This is a genomic window from Aeromonas rivipollensis (assembly GCF_037811135.1).
GTDB lineage: Bacteria > Pseudomonadota > Gammaproteobacteria > Enterobacterales > Aeromonadaceae > Aeromonas > Aeromonas rivipollensis.
Genome location: NZ_CP149130.1, coordinates 3,519,514 through 3,533,856 on the forward strand (window position 1 = coordinate 3,519,514; position 14,343 = coordinate 3,533,856).

Sequence of the window (14,343 nt, forward strand, 5' to 3'; positions counted from 1 at the left end):
AACCACAACAAAAACAATGAATTGATTTATTTAAGACGGAATAACGGCGGGGACTTGCGAGGTAAAAACAAGCTGAATTTCGATGAGTGAATTATGAGCTAATTCATCGACAACGACAGCCCATTAATTAGATTGCTGTCATTGAATAAAGCGATTATTCAATATGCAGTGGCGGTCGCCCATTAATTAGATTCATTTAATATGCATCATAAATATGGGCAGCTGTCGTCACCAATAATAAAGAAGCCGGTCTGAGCCGCTGTTTCCCTTATTTCAGACGATGCCATTTGTTATTCCTTCACTTATTCAAGGAAGCGAATGGTTGTGCTTTTCAATCAAGATAAGGATGTATGATGAGAAAGTCCCTGCTGGCCGGCGCCTTGCTGCTCTGCCCCACCGCCTTCGCCGCCACTGTGCACTGGGAATACAGTGGCGAGGCCGGCCCGGCCCAATGGGCCAGGCTGACCCCGGAGTTTGGCCAGTGCGCCGGCAGCAACCAGTCGCCTGTCAACCTCACGGCTCTGGTGGAGGCCGAGCTGGCGCCGCTGCAGTTCCACTACCTGCCGGGTGGCAAGACCCTGGTCAACAACGGCCATACTGTGCAGGTCAACTATGCCCCCGGCAGCACCCTGCAGCTCGACGGTATACGCTTTGAGCTCAAGCAGTTCCACTTCCACGCTCCCAGCGAAAACCTCATCGAGGGCAAGTCCTACCCCCTGGAGGGGCACCTGGTCCACGCCAATGACAAGGGGGAGCTGGCGGTGATCGCCGTGATGTTCGAACCGGGCAGCGCCAACCCGGCCCTGAGCCAGACCTGGCAGGCGCTGCCGACCAAGGCCGGGGAAACTCGCGCCCTCAAGGTGCCGCTCTCGGCAGAGCAACTGCTACCCACCCAGCGCGACTACTACCGCTTCAGCGGCTCGCTGACCACACCGCCCTGCTCGGAAGGAGTGCGCTGGCTGGTGATGAAGCAGCCGGTGCAGGTGAGTCAGGCCCAGATCGACGCCTTCAAGGCGGTGATGCACCACCCCAACAACAGACCCGTCCAGCCTCTCAACGGGCGCCTAGTGCTGCAATAGGGTTTTATGTAAGCGATTTTCGCAATAAAAAGAGGGCCTATTGGCCCTCTTTTGCATCTATCGCAAAGATGTCTAAAGGCTGGCGGCAATCTTTGCCCCCAGGGCCGCGTTGTTCAGCACCAGCTGGATGTTGGCCGCCAGGGAGTTGCCGCCGGTCAGCTCGCACACTCGGGCCAGCAGGAAGGGGGTGGATGCCTTGCCCTTGACCCCCTGCTCGTCCGCTTCCTGCAGCGCCTGCTTGATGGCCGCATCTATGTCGGCCCTGGGCATGGCGAACTGGGTCGGGATGGGGTTGGTGACCACGGCACCGCCGGCCAGTCCCAGCTCCCACTTGAGGCGCAGCGCCTCGGCGATCGCCGCCGGGGTGTCGAGGCGGTAGTCCACCTTGAAGCCGCTCTCGCGGGTGTAGAAGGCGGGCAGCTCCTCGGTCTGGTAGCCGATCACCGGCACCCCCTGGGTCTCCAGGTACTCCAGGGTCAGACCTATGTCGAGGATCGACTTGGCACCGGCGCAGACCACGGCCACCGGGGTCTGGGCAAACTCCTGCAAGTCGGCCGAGATGTCGAAGGTCTCCTGGGCGCCGCGGTGCACGCCGCCGATGCCGCCGGTGGCAAACACCCGGATCCCCGCCATGGCGGCGATGATCATGGTGGAGGCAACAGTGGTGGCCCCCAGCCCCTTGTTCGCCAGCACGAAGGGGATGTCGCGGCGGCTGCACTTGGTGGCGGCGTGACCGGCCCGACCCAGTGCCTCCAGCGCCCCCGCATCCAGACCCACCTTGAGGCGGCCATCGATGATGGCGATGGTGGCCGGCACGGCACCGTTGTCGCGCACCACCTGCTCCACCTGGCGCGCCGTCTCCACGTTCTGCGGATAGGGCATGCCGTGGGAGATGATGGTGGACTCCAGGGCTACGACGGGTTTGCCGGCGGCCAGGGCCGCGGCGACTTCAGGTTGGATATCGAGGTAAGCGTTCAACATGGGTACTCCTCCAGCATGCGTTCAACGGCGGCCTTGGATAGGCCGGAAAAGACGGTATCGGAACAATTGACGGTGAGGGCGGCGCAGCCGAGGGCGAAACGGGTCGTCTCCATGATGCCCTGCTCCTGCAACCAGGCGTGGGCCAGCCCTGCCATGAAGGCATCGCCGCCGCCGGTCACGTTGACGACGGGGCTGCCGAGCACGGGCAGATGGCCCTGGCACTCCCCGTCGCTGTAGAAGATCCCCTGATCGCCGAGACTCAGGAACAGCCGCTGCACCCCGGCGCGGTGGAACCAGGCCGCCGCCATGGGCCAGGTGTCGGGCCCGGCGATGGTGAAGCCACACAGCTGCTCGGCCTCGCTGCGGTTCGGCTTGAGGGTGTGGATGCGGTGCAGCCAGGGGCGGATCTTCTCCACCTTGGCCACAGAGACGGTGTCGACGAAGATGATGTGCTCCCCCTGGCGTTCGAACAGCCAGTCCAGGGTGTGGGTGGCGAGGTTGGTGTCGAGCACCCAGAGGCTGGCCGCCCCGAGGAAACCGCTGAGCGGGGTCAGCCGGGCCGGGGTGAGTTCGTCGATGATGCCCATGTCGTTGACGGCGCAGCTCATCTCGCCGCTGCCATCGTGCAGGCTGAGATAGCAGGAGGTCGATTGACCCTCCAGTACCAGCGTCTGGCGCACGTCGACCCCGGCGCGCTGGCTCACCTCCAGCAGGTGGTGGCCGTATTGATCGTTGCCCACCGCAGTCAACAGGCGAGTGTCGGTGCCGAGCCGTGCCAGGTTCTCGGCGATGTTTCGCCCTACCCCGCCGGCGGAGGTGCGGACCCGGCCCGGGTTGGAGTCGCCGATGCGCAGGTTGTCGTGGCTGCAGCCACAGATATCCATGTTGGCGCCGCCTATCACTACGGCGTAGGGCCCTTCCCGCAGCACATAGCCGCGCCCCTGCACATAGCCCTGGCGCATCAGGCTGGAGATGTGGCTCGCCAGCGCGGAGCGGCTGATGCCGAGCCTGTCCGCCAGCTCCTGCTGGGCAATCATGGGATCCTGGCGCAGCAGGGCGAGGATCTCTTGCTCACGTTCCGTCATAGACAAACATCCAGTTACAAACGTTTGTCTATTATTTCCGAAAAACGTTTTCCCGCCATCCTCTCGTACAAGAAATGTCGGATCGCGCACAAAAAATCACCGGGCAGTGCCCGGCGATCAAAAAATGGTTTTCAGATGGGCCACTCACCCCAGCTGTACCCAGACCTCGCTCCCCTCCAACCGCACCGGCCAACAGGCGACACTCAGGGCCGGATCATCCAGACAGCGGCCATCCATCAGGGCGTAGCGCTGCTTGTAGAGCGGCGAGGCGACCACGGGCTCGCCCCCGGCGTCCCCCACCAGGCCGCGCCCCAGCACGGCGACGCCAGCCAGAGGGTCCACCCCGTCCAGGGCATAGACATGCTCCCCGAGGCGAAACAGCGCCAGCACCCGCCCCTCCAGCCAGGCGCTGCGCCCGGCCTGCTCCGGCAGGGCGGCCAGCTCGCACACCCGATGCCACTGCCCCTGCCCGGGGTGCACTGTGCCTTCCTTGAAATCCTTCATACCACCTCCTTGATACTGATATCCGGTACCCATTGCCCCCGTTCCTCACGGCGGGGCGGCGTCTCGTCCTCGGGTCGGTTGACGAAGGCCTCGAACAGCTTGAGCTTGTCCGGGTCCGCCAGGGTACTCTTCCACTCGCACTGCCAGGTGCCGACTATCCCCTCCATCATGGCCTCCAGCTCGGCGCCGATGCCGAGCCTGTCCTCGATGATCACCGACTTGAGGTAGTCGAGCCCCCCCTCCATGTTCTCCATCCAGACCGAGGTGCGTTGCAGCCGATCCCCGGTGCGCACGTAGAACATCAGCAGCCGGTCTATGTAGCGGATCAGGGTCTGCTCGTCGAGGTCGGTGGCGAAGAGATCGGCGTGGCGCGGCCGCATGCCGCCGTTGCCGCACACATAGAGGTTCCAGCCCCGCTCGGTGGCGATGACGCCTATGTCCTTGCTCTGGGCCTCGGCGCACTCCCGGGTGCAGCCTGAGACCGCAAACTTCAGCTTGTGGGGGGCCCGCAGCCCCTTGTAGCGGTGCTCCAGGGTCTGGGTCAGGGTCATGGAGTCCTGCACCCCGTAGCGACACCAGGTAGAGCCCACACAGGATTTCACGGTGCGCACCGACTTGCCGTAGGCTTGGCCTGTCTCGAAGCCCGCCGCCACCAGCTCGCCCCAGATGGCGGGCAGCTGGTCGACCCGGGCACCGAAGAGATCGATGCGCTGGCCACCGGTGATCTTGGTGTAGAGACCGTACTTGCGCGCCACCTCCCCGATGGTGATGAGCCCCTCCGGGGTGATCTCCCCCCCCGGGATGCGCGGCACCACCGAATAGGTGCCGTCCTTTTGCAGGTTGGCAAGGAAGGCGTCGTTGGTGTCCTGCAGGCTGCGATGGGGCTTCTCCAGCACGTGCTCGTTCCAGAGCGACGCCAGTATGGAGGCGACCGTCGGCTTGCAGATGTCGCAGCCCAGCCCCTGGCCGTGCTTGTCCCGCAGCGCCTCGAAGCTCTTCAGCTCGCCGACCCGGGCCAGGTGGTAGAGCTCCTGGCGGCTGTAGGCGAAGTGCTCGCACAGCCCCTTGTCCGCCTCGACCCCGAGATCTGCCAGCGTCTGCTCCACCACCTGCTTGAGCAGGTTGCCGCAGCCGCCGCAGCCGGTGCCCGCCCTGGTGCAGCTCTTCACCGCCGAAAGCTCGTGATTGCCCGCCCGAACGGCGGCCACCACGGCCCCCTTGCTGACGTTGTGGCAGGAGCAGAGGATGGCGCTGTCAGGCAGCACCAGGGGCGCGGGGGCAGCCCCCACCTCCCCCACCAGCAGGGAGAGCGGCGGCTGGGGCAGCGCCACCCCGTTCTGGTAGTACTGCAGCAGCCGCTCGTAATCGGCTCCGTCCCCCACCAGGATGGCGCCGAGCAGCCGATTGCCCTCGCCGTCGGTCACCAGTTTCTTGTAGATGCCCTTGACCCTGTCCAGCAGCAGCAGCTCCTGGGCCCCGGCCGTGATGGCGTGGGCATCGCCGATGGAGCCCACGTCCACCCCCATCAGCTTGAGCTTGGTGGACATGTCGGCCCCGACAAAACGGGTCTCGCCGCCGCACAGGCTGGCCACGGCGGCCCGGGCCATCTGGTAGCCGGGGGCCACCAGCCCGAAGATGCGTCCCTGCCAAAGCGCGCACTCGCCGATGGCGAGGATGGCGGTATCCGAGCTGTGGCAGCCGTCGTCGATGCAGATGCCCCCGCGCTCCCCGACCGCCAGCCCCGATTGCCGGGCCAGGGTGTCGGCGGGGCGGATCCCCGCCGAGAAGAGCAAGACGTCGGTCTCAATGTGAGTGCCGTCCTTGAAGCGCAGGCGGTGGCGAGCCTGCTCCCCCTGCTCTATGCACTCGGTGGCCTTCTCCACCAGCACCTCGACCCCGAGGGCCCGGATCTTGTCCCGCAGCACGGCGCCGCCGCTCTCGTCGAGCTGCACCGGCATCAGCCTGGGGGCGAACTCCACCACCTGGGTCTTGAGGCCGAGCAGGCGCAGGGCGTTGGCCGCCTCCAGCCCCAGCAGGCCGCCACCTATGACCACGCCGCTGCGGGCCTGGGCGCAGGCATCGCGGATGGCGGCAAGATCCCCCAGGGTGCGATAGACGAAGCACCCCTCCCGCTGATGACCGGGGATGGGGGGCACGAAGGGCACTGAGCCGGTCGCCAGCACCAGACGGTCGTAAGGGAACTGCTCGCCGTTGGCCAGCGTCAGGGTGCGGGCAGCTCTGTCGAGCACCTCCACCCCGGCCCCCAACCGCAGTTCAACCCCCTGAGCCTCATACCAGGCGGGATCCGCCATGCGCAGCGCCTCGGGGGCCTTGCCGCCGAACACCTCGGAGAGGTGCACCCTGTCGTAGGCGGAGTCCGGCTCGGCCCCGAACACCGTCACCTCGAAGCGCGCCAGCCCGCCGGCCGCCACCAGCTGTTCGATAAAATGGTGACCCACCATGCCGTTGCCCACCACCAGCAGCCGCTGCTTTGCGCTCTGTCCGGCCTTGTCGGCGGTTCCGGTGCTCTGGCGATCGTTAAGATCCATGCCGTCGCCTACCACCCACTGTTGCTCTTTGTCAGCCATATCTCTCTTCCTTGAATCCGTTGGGGCTCAGGCACGCAGCTTGCTGCGAACTTTCTCGGCCGCCTTGAGGGGGGTCACCTTGCGCTGCTTCTCGTAGAGGAAGCGCAGCACCTGCTGGCGCAGCTTGTGGTAGTGAGGATCGTCCGCCAGGGCAACCCTGTCCCTGGGCCTTGGCAGGTCCACTGTCAGGATCTCCCCGACGGTGGCACTGGGGCCGTTGGTCATCATGCAGATGCGATCGGAGAGCAGCACCGCCTCGTCCACGTCGTGGGTGATCATGATGACGGTGTTGCCAAGCTCCGCCTGGATCGCCATCAGGGCATCCTGCAGATGGGCCCGGGTCAGGGCATCAAGGGCGCCGAACGGCTCGTCCATCAGCAGCACCTTGGGGGAAAGGGACAGCGCCCGGGCGATGCCGACCCTTTGTTTCATGCCCCCCGACAGCTCGTGGGGCATCTTCCGGCTGGCGTGATCCATCTGCACCAGGGAGAGGTAGTAGTCCACCCGCTCCGAAGCCGCCCGCCGGTTCGGCTCAACCTGCCCCACCGCCAGCGCCACGTTCTGCTGGACGCTAAGCCAGGGCAGCAGGGCGTGGTTCTGGAACACCATGGCCCGCTCGGGCCCCGGGCCCGCCACCTCGCGGCCATCGAGGATGATGCCGCCCAGGGTCGGCTCCAGCAGCCCGGCCACCAGGTTGAGCACCGTGCTCTTGCCGCAGCCCGAGTGGCCGATGAGAGAGACAAACTCCCCCTTCTCGATGCGCAGGTTGACCCGGCTGAGGGCCTCGAAGCTGCCCTGCTCCGTCTCGAACGAGATGCCGACGTCGCTTATCTCCAGATAACTCTTCATTGGCTCTTCTCCTGCCTGAATATGAATGTGATTAACGCAGCACCTGGCGCTTGCCCTGAAGCAGAACCACTGCTGCAGGATCTGGGCGTCCCTAGCGCAAGACCTGGCGCTTGTCCCAGGAGAGCCACTGCTGCAGGGCCAGCATGCCCCTGTCCAGGGCGCAGCCGATGAGGCCTATGGTGATCACCGCCACCATGATGCGAGCCAGGGAGGCCGATCCGCCGCTCTGGAACTCGTCCCACACGAACTTGCCGAGCCCCGGGTTCTGGGCCAGCATCTCCGCCGCGATCAGCACCATCCAGGCCACCCCCAAGGAGAGCCGCAGCCCGGTGAAGATCATGGGCAGGGCCCCGGGCAGCACTATGCGCCGCACATGGGTCACGAAGGAGAGCCGCAGCACCCGGCTGACGTTGTGCAGATCCCTGTCCAGCCCCGCCACCCCCACAGCCGTGTTGATCAGGGTCGGCCAGAGGGAGCAGAGGGTCACCGTCAGGGCCGAGGTGAGGAAGGACTTGGCGAGCCAGGGGCTGGGGTTTGCGTAGAGAGCGCTCACCACCAGGGTGATGAGGGGCAGCCAGGCCAGGGGTGACACCGGCTTGAGCAGCTGGATCACCGGGTTGGCGGCGCGATAGAGCCCCTGGTTCATGCCAAGCAGCACCCCGCACGGGATGGCGATCAGGGTCGCCAGAGCGAAGCCGCACAACACAGTAAGCAGGCTGGTGGCTATCTGATCGAAGAAGGTGGGACGCCCTGTGTAGGGGCGCAGCTTCACCTCGGCCGCCGGGTCCTGCGCCAGCCTTGCAGCGTTGCGCGCCTGCTGGCGCTCGAGAAAGGCCGCCGCCTTCTCCCGCTCTGCCAGGTGATCCTGGCCCAGGGACCAGAACTGGCTGGCGGTGGCGAGCGGCCCGGGCAGGGTGCCCAGACTGGTCTGCACCTGGCTCGCCCCCCACTGCCAGAGGCCGAGGAAGAGCAGCACGCCGAGCAGGGGCTGCACCATGTCTTTCCAGTTGATGGCTTTCCAATGGATGAGGGGCCACTTGTGTCGGTTCATTGGGTTCTCCTTGCTCATTGCACCCGCTCATCGCCCTTGAGGCCGATGGCAAACTGCTGCAGATAGGCGTTGGGGTGGCGGCCGTCGTAGAGCAAGCCGTCGATGAAGCCATCCTGGGGGCCGCGATAGCCCTGCTCGCTGGCAAAATCCGGGAAGTCGGTGGCCTTGAGCTTGCCCTCGGCGATCAGCGCCTCGGCGGCCTGGCGATAGACGCCCGGCTGGTACACCGCCTTGGCCACCTGCTCGAACCAGGCGTCCGGCCTGGCCTCGGGGATCTGGCCCCAGCGCCGCATCTGGGTCAGATACCAGATGGCGTCCGAGTAGTAGGGATAGGTGGCGTGGTGGCGGAAGAAGACGTTGAAGTCAGGCAGCTGGCGCTTGTCCCCCCTGGCGTACTCGAAGGTGCCCGTCATTGAGCTGGCGATCACCTGCTCGTCGGCCCCCACGTACTCGGGTTTTGCCAGCAGCTTGGCAGCCTCGCGCCTGTTGCCGTTCTGCTCCGCATCCAGCCACCAGGCCGCCCGCAGCAGCGCCTTCACCAGCCGGACATGGGTGTTGGGGTGGCGCTCGGCCCACTGGCGGGTGACGCCGAACACCTTCTCCGGGTTGTTGCGCCAGATCTCAAGGTCTGTGATGACGGGCACCCCTATGCCCCTGGCGACCGCCTGCTGGTTCCAGGGCTCCCCCACGCTGTAGCCGGCGATGGTGCCCGCCTCCAGGGTGGCGGGCATCTGGGGCGGCGGCGTCACCGAGAGCAGCACGTCAGCCTGACGCTGGCCCGAGTTGTCACCAAGCTTGGGCGCGTAGAAGCCGGGATGCAGGCCGCCCGCCGCCAGCCAGTACCTGAGCTCGTAGTTGTGGGGGGAGACGGGGAACACCATCCCCATGTTGAACGGCTTGCCCCCCTGACGGTACTCGGCCACCACGGGCTTGAGGGCCGCGGCGCTCACAGGTGGCGGCACCAGGCCCGCCTTCGCCTTGGGCAGCTGGGGCGCCATGGCGGCCCAGACGCTGTTGGCCACCGTGATGGCGTTGCCGTTGAGATCCATGGCAAAGGCCGTCACCAGCTCGGCCTGGGTGCCAATGCCGATGTGGGCCGCCAGGGGCTGGCCCGCCAGCATCTGGGCGCCATCCAGCTCGCCGTCTATCACCCGATCCAGCAAGATCTTCCAGTTCGCCTGAGCCTCCAGGGTCACATAGAGCCCCTCGTCCTCGAAGTAGCCCCGCTCGTAGGCCACCGCCAGCGGCGCCATGTCGGTCAGCTTGATGAAGCCGAGCCTCAGCTCCTCCTGCTCCGGAGCCCCCAGCGCCAGTACCGGCAGCGACAGCGTCGCCAGCAGCAAGCCCGTACATCCTTGTCGTCCCTTCATTGCATCTCCTCGCTCGGTTCAGGGTTCTGGGCATTCGCGCCAGGCTGTCGGGGGATAGCAGTGCTGCCTCGTTGCAGCGCTGCGACCCGGACAGCGTGTTGCGACCAAAAAAAAAGCCCCACCGATCCGGGATCGGTGGGGCTTCTTTGCCCTGTTGCAGCGAAGTGGCCGAGCCGGCCCCTCACTGCATGTCTTCACTTCATTGCACTCGGCTTTTCGTTATTCACTTTCCGTGCCAAATTGGCTAATCCATAGAAACTGGCCCTATCCCGCCTCTTTCCTCCCTGTTTCTCCCCTCGTTTGCCTCAATTAGGCGCAATTGCACCAAAAGGGTTGGCCAGCGGGGCGCTCAGGCGGGCAATGCCTGCAGCAGTTGCCGTGCCAGCTCCCCCAGGCTCAGGTGGCGGCTCATGGCGGTGCTGCGCATCAGGCGGTAGGCCTGCTCCTCGTCCAGCCCCTGATGGCGCATCAGGCGCCCCTTGGCCTGCTCGACGAGCCGCCTCTCCTCCAGCTTCTGGCGCAGTTCGCTCTCGGTCTGCATCAGGGCCTGCACCATGGCGAGCTGGCTGCGGGCGAGGCGCAGCCACTGCTCCACCGGCTCCCGCTCGCCACAGGAGTGGGGCACCAGCAGCACCCCCTGCTGCAACAGGGCGAGCTGGGTATCGCCCCCCAGCCGCTCGCAAAACAGCAGGCGCGGCAAACCGGGCCAGAGGGAGAGACCGAGGCGCACCTCGGCGCCGAACTGGCGGCAACTGACCAGCAGGGCGTCCCCCTGCTCCATCGGGGTCAGCAACTGACGGGTGTCGAGGATCCTCGGCTGATGGCCGTAGTGGCTCACCAGCAGGGCCAGGCGATTGGCCTGGCCAGGATCATCGGCGTGGATCAGCAGGCGGGAGGGGGGGCCATCCTGGCCCCGGGGAAGAGTAGTCATGGCGCTCCTTGCCAACGGCTATCGCAACGTGTCTGCTGAACATGCCGCAACATGAAGGCCAACTATTTGAATCTACCTCCTTTTTATCTATCCAGAGGTAGTGGGGGTAGAGGAGGAAATCCGGCTCAGGCCACCCGCTCCATGGTCTGGTTCAGCAGGGCCTGCAGCTCGGCGCCCAGGTTCACCACCTCCCCCATGATCATCAGCACCGGGCTCTGGCCGAGCAGGGCCAGGGCGGCCTGCTCCAGCCCCTCCAGCCGGGCGTGATGGACCTGCTGGCGCGCACTGCACCCGGCCACCACCAGGGCCACCGGCAGATCCCCGGATGCCCCCGCCGCCAGCAGCCCCTGCCGGATCTGGGCCGCCCGCTCCAGCCCCATGTAGAACACCAGGGTGTGGCCGGCCCGGGTCAGCCCCTGCCAGCCTCTATAGTCCCCCTCGTCCATCAGGTGGCCCGTCACCAGGGTCAGGGAGCGCGCCAGTCCCCTGTGGGTCAGGGGGATCAGGGTGCTGGCGGCGCAGCCCAGGGCCGCCGTGATACCGGGCACCAGCTCGGCCTCTATGCCGTGGCGGGCCAGGTGCAGCGCCTCCTCCCCACCCCGGCCGAACACCAGGGGATCCCCCCCCTTGAGGCGCACCACCCGCTTGCCGGTGCGGGCCAGGGCCAGCAGCAGGGCGTTGATCTCCTCCTGGGTGGGGCTCGGCTCGCCGCAGCGCTTGCCCACGTCGAAGCGGGCCGCCCCCTGGGGGATCCGGGCCAGGATCTCGCTCCCCACCAGACGGTCATAGACCACCACCTCCGCCGCCTCGATGCGGTGCAAGGCGCGCAGGGTCAACAATTCGAGGGGCCCGGGGCCCGCTCCTACCAGACTGATTTGGCTCATCACAGACTCCTTGTGTTTCTGCCCCCTAGAACCTGTGCACGACCTGTCACGAGAGGTTGTCAGCAAGGTGAAGCGCAGCGCAGGAACCGGAGTGTATGTGAATACATGAGGATTCCGAGCAGCACATGAGCCTTGATCACGGCCTCGCAGTAAGGTCGTGTACAGGTTCTTAGGTTGAGGCGATAAAAACATGTTTAATCAACAGCTTGTCGATCTCTGGCAGGCAGGTGCCGCAGTTGCTGCCGCAGCCGAGCAGGGCCTGCAGCCCCGCCAGCTCGCTCACCCCCTGCCGGGTGATGGCATCCACGATGCGCTGCTCCGACACCCGCAGGCAGGAGCAGACCAGCCGGCTCTCTCCGGCCAACGCCAGGCTCAGGGTCTGGCTCAGGGCCCCCGCCTGCAGCGGCGTGCCGAGCAGGCTGGCCAGCAGATCGACCTTGATGTCAGGGCGTCGCTCCCCCACCAGCAGGATGCCCTCGATGCGATCCCCGGCCAGGGCCAGGGCGAGCCAGCCCTCTTTCAGGGGGAGCCGCAGCCAGTGCCCCTCTGCCCCCAGCCGCTGCCACAGCCCCTGGGGGCTGCCGGACCAGGAGGCCAGCAGGGTGCAGTTGCCCTCGGGCAGGGGGCGCCTGGCCCACCAGTCCACCGGCTCGCGCCACTCATGGCGGCCGCACCAGAGCCCCTGCCATCGGGTGGCTTGTGCCCTGGCCTGCACCCGCCCCTGCTTGAACATGGGCTGGCCCGAGAGGGGATCCACCACGGCGGCGATGAGGCGGTTGACCGCCCCCTGGCTGCACTGGCTGTCGGTCCAGTGCATGGGCAGGAAGGCCTCCCCCTCCCTGAGCCCCTCGTCCAGCCCCACCAGCAGCAGCGCCTCCCCGAGCTCGTTGTAGAGACGCACCAGATCCCCCTCCCTGGCGCCGAGCGCCAGCAGGCTGGCGGCCCCCACCCGCACCCTGGGCCAGGGCTCGGCCTCCTGCAACCTGGGCACGTGACCGGTGCGAGTCATGGTGTGCCACTGATCCCGCAGCCGCCCGCTGTTGAGAAGCAGGGAGAGATCCTCCCCCCGGGGGGCGGCCTCCGGCTGGGGGGGGAAGTGCTGGGCCAGGGGCAGCAGGCGGGCCCGCCCGTCCGGGGTGGCGAAGCGCCCGTCCTCGAACAGACGGGCTCGCCCCTTTGGCCAGTCGGCGTTGACGGGCCAGCTCAGGGGGGCGAGTGCCTCGAACTCGGCGCGGCCAAGATCCGCCAGCCCCGAGATGTCGAACTGGCGGGCCCCTTCGTTCTCGAAGCCGGAGAGGGCGGCGTGTTCACAGAAGATCTCGTGCTCGTGCTCATAGGCGAACCCCTCGCCAAAGCCGAGCCGGCGGGCGAGCTGGGTCAGGGCCCACCAGTCGGGCTTCGCTTCCCCCGGTAGGGGCAGGAAGGCGCGCTGGCGGCTGATAGTGCGCTCGGAGTTGGTGACTGTACCGCTCTTCTCCCCCCAGGCGGCGGCGGGCAGCAGCAGGTGGGCGAGGCGCGCCGTGTCGGTATTGGCCGTCACCTCTGAGACCACCAGCAGCTCGCAGCGGCTCAGGGCTTCGCGCACCCGGTTGCCATCGGGCAGGGAGACCGCCGGGTTGGTGCCGAGCACCCAGAGGGCGCGGATCTCCCCCCTGTGCACCGCCTCGAACAAGGCCACCGCCTTGTGCCCCGGCCCGCGCACCATGGTCGGGCTTCCCCAGAAGCGCTGCACCCGATCGCACTCCTCCTCGCCAAAGCCCATGTGGGCGGCAAGCTGGGTCGCCAGGCCCCCCACCTCGCGCCCCCCCATGGCGTTGGGCTGCCCCGTCATGGAGAAGGGGGCTGCCCCCGGCTTGCCGATGCGGCCGCACAGCAAGTGGGCGTTGATGATGGCGTTGGCCTTGTCCACCCCCTGGTTGGACTGGTTGATCCCCTGGCAGAACAGGGTGACAGTCCTGGGGGTGCGAGCAAACAGCTGGTAGAAGCCAAGCAAGTCGCTGCGGGAGAGGCCGCAGCTGCGGGCCACCTCGTCCAGCTGCCAGGCCGGATCGTCCAGCGCCGCCGCCAGTGCCTCGAAGCCGCTCACATGCTGCACCACATAGGCCTTGTCCCAGCCGTCGCTGTCGAGCAGATAACGGCACAGGCCGTTCCACAGCGCCACATCGCTGCCAGGCTTGAGGGCCAGATGCAGATCCCCCTGCTCCGCCGTCATGGTGCGGCGGGGATCCAGCACCACCAGCCTGAGCTCGGGGCGCCGCGCCCGCGCCTGCTGCAGGCGGCGAAACAGCACGGGGTGGGTCCAGGCGGTGTTGGCACCGGTGAGCACCACCAGATCCGCGAGCTCCAGATCCTCGTAGCAGGCGGGCACCAGATCCTCCCCGAAGGCGCGCTGATGGGCCACCACTGCCGACGACATGCAGAGCCGGGAGTTGGTGTCCACGTTGGCGCTGCCCAGATACCCCTTCATCAGCTTGTTGGCGACGTAGTAATCCTCGGTGGTGAGCTGGCCCGACAGGTAGATGCCGATGGCTTGCGGCCCGGACTGGGCCATGATGGTGGCAAGGCGATCCGCCAGGGTATCCAGGGCCTCCTCCCAGCCGATGCGCTGCCCCATCCAGCGCGGATAGAGCAGACGGTCGGGGAAGGCCAGACTCTCCAGCAGGCTGGCCCCCTTGACGCAGAGGGCGCCCGCGTTGGCCGGATGCTCTTCATCCCCCTGCAGCTGCCAGCACTCCCCCTCCCGGCTCAGCCGGATGCCACACCCCACTCCACAATAGGCACAGGTGGTCTTCATTCCCTCGCTCCTTGTCGCCGCGGCCCCCGGGGCCGCCTCCTTGTCCTGTTCGATGACGGCCCCATAAAAAAGCGTCCGCCCCCCTGCGGGGACGGACGCCGTTGTCCGGATGCCTCGATCATCTTGTATGGGGAAGTGACTGCAAAGGCCGCGCCAGGATGCAAGGTGCGTCGCCATTGGGTATCCGGGTGAAGGGCTGCGCCAGGGCGGTGCAACTGCTCCCTTGT

Annotated in this window: 11 protein-coding genes; 1 reads left to right on the plus strand and 10 read right to left on the minus strand. The window is 66.6% G+C overall.

Features of this window, described 5'->3' with window-relative positions; genetic code table 11:
- The first annotated feature begins 353 nt into the window (after nucleotides 1-353).
- A complete protein-coding gene (locus WIR04_RS15960) occupies nucleotides 354-1,079 on the plus strand; it encodes a carbonic anhydrase (protein ID WP_338888214.1) in 726 nt (241 codons plus the stop codon).
- 72 nt (nucleotides 1,080-1,151) lie between these two features.
- Here the strand turns inward: WIR04_RS15960 and WIR04_RS15965 are convergent, their stop codons facing one another.
- From WIR04_RS15965 to WIR04_RS16010, 10 genes are all read right to left on the minus strand, one after another.
- Nucleotides 1,152-2,060 carry a pseudouridine-5'-phosphate glycosidase gene (locus WIR04_RS15965; RefSeq protein WP_338888216.1) on the minus strand — a complete coding sequence of 303 codons (909 nt, stop codon included), beginning with the start codon at nucleotides 2,058-2,060 and terminating at the stop codon, nucleotides 1,152-1,154.
- Entirely contained in the window at nucleotides 2,054-3,145 is a 1,092-nt protein-coding gene (locus tag WIR04_RS15970; protein WP_338888217.1) for a PfkB family carbohydrate kinase, read from the minus strand. The genes WIR04_RS15965 and WIR04_RS15970 overlap by 7 nt, the downstream gene beginning before the upstream one ends.
- Before the next feature lie 144 nt (nucleotides 3,146-3,289).
- Complete coding sequence (gene nirD / locus WIR04_RS15975) at nucleotides 3,290-3,649, minus strand: nitrite reductase small subunit NirD (protein ID WP_338888219.1); 360 nt, start codon at nucleotides 3,647-3,649, stop codon at nucleotides 3,290-3,292.
- Nucleotides 3,646-6,237, minus strand: a complete 2,592-nt coding sequence (gene nirB / locus WIR04_RS15980; RefSeq protein WP_338888221.1) for a nitrite reductase large subunit NirB — start codon at nucleotides 6,235-6,237, stop codon at nucleotides 3,646-3,648. Before nirB ends, nirD begins: the two co-directional genes overlap by 4 nt.
- A gap of 27 nt (nucleotides 6,238-6,264) precedes the next feature.
- Complete coding sequence (locus WIR04_RS15985) at nucleotides 6,265-7,086, minus strand: ABC transporter ATP-binding protein (RefSeq protein ID WP_139745503.1); 822 nt, start codon at nucleotides 7,084-7,086, stop codon at nucleotides 6,265-6,267.
- Nucleotides 7,087-7,177: 91 nt separating this feature from the next.
- Nucleotides 7,178-8,137, minus strand: a complete 960-nt coding sequence (locus WIR04_RS15990) for an ABC transporter permease (protein WP_338888224.1) — start codon at nucleotides 8,135-8,137, stop codon at nucleotides 7,178-7,180.
- Nucleotides 8,138-8,151: 14 nt separating this feature from the next.
- Nucleotides 8,152-9,507, minus strand: coding sequence for a CmpA/NrtA family ABC transporter substrate-binding protein (locus WIR04_RS15995; RefSeq protein ID WP_338888226.1), 1,356 nt, complete (start codon nucleotides 9,505-9,507; stop codon nucleotides 8,152-8,154).
- Between the two features lie 349 nt (nucleotides 9,508-9,856).
- On the minus strand, nucleotides 9,857-10,438 hold the full coding sequence (locus WIR04_RS16000) for an ANTAR domain-containing response regulator (protein ID WP_338888228.1): 582 nt from the start codon (nucleotides 10,436-10,438) through the stop codon (nucleotides 9,857-9,859).
- A gap of 125 nt (nucleotides 10,439-10,563) precedes the next feature.
- Entirely contained in the window at nucleotides 10,564-11,322 is a 759-nt protein-coding gene (gene cobA / locus WIR04_RS16005; RefSeq protein ID WP_338888230.1) for a uroporphyrinogen-III C-methyltransferase, read from the minus strand.
- A gap of 169 nt (nucleotides 11,323-11,491) precedes the next feature.
- The gene (locus tag WIR04_RS16010; protein WP_338888232.1) at nucleotides 11,492-14,116 is read right to left on the minus strand and encodes a molybdopterin-dependent oxidoreductase; all 2,625 of its coding nucleotides are present in this window, start codon (nucleotides 14,114-14,116) and stop codon (nucleotides 11,492-11,494) included.
- Nucleotides 14,117-14,343 lie beyond the last annotated feature (227 nt).

Bases quoted from the DNA above. Each gene is read 5' to 3' on its own strand.
- WIR04_RS15995 (WP_338888226.1), bottom strand. From the start codon at position 9,507: ATGAAGGGACGACAAGGATGTACGGGCTTGCTGCTGGCGACGCTGTCG.
- WIR04_RS15970 (WP_338888217.1), bottom strand. From the start codon at position 3,145: ATGACGGAACGTGAGCAAGAGATCCTCGCCCTGCTGCGCCAGGATCCC.
- nirB (WP_338888221.1), bottom strand. From the start codon at position 6,237: ATGGCTGACAAAGAGCAACAGTGGGTGGTAGGCGACGGCATGGATCTT.
- WIR04_RS16000 (WP_338888228.1), bottom strand. From the start codon at position 10,438: ATGACTACTCTTCCCCGGGGCCAGGATGGCCCCCCCTCCCGCCTGCTG.
- WIR04_RS15960 (WP_338888214.1), top strand. From the start codon at position 354: ATGAGAAAGTCCCTGCTGGCCGGCGCCTTGCTGCTCTGCCCCACCGCC.
- WIR04_RS15990 (WP_338888224.1), bottom strand. From the start codon at position 8,137: ATGAACCGACACAAGTGGCCCCTCATCCATTGGAAAGCCATCAACTGG.
- WIR04_RS15985 (WP_139745503.1), bottom strand. From the start codon at position 7,086: ATGAAGAGTTATCTGGAGATAAGCGACGTCGGCATCTCGTTCGAGACG.
- WIR04_RS16010 (WP_338888232.1), bottom strand. From the start codon at position 14,116: ATGAAGACCACCTGTGCCTATTGTGGAGTGGGGTGTGGCATCCGGCTG.
- nirD (WP_338888219.1), bottom strand. From the start codon at position 3,649: ATGAAGGATTTCAAGGAAGGCACAGTGCACCCCGGGCAGGGGCAGTGG.
- cobA (WP_338888230.1), bottom strand. From the start codon at position 11,322: ATGAGCCAAATCAGTCTGGTAGGAGCGGGCCCCGGGCCCCTCGAATTG.
- WIR04_RS15965 (WP_338888216.1), bottom strand. From the start codon at position 2,060: ATGTTGAACGCTTACCTCGATATCCAACCTGAAGTCGCCGCGGCCCTG.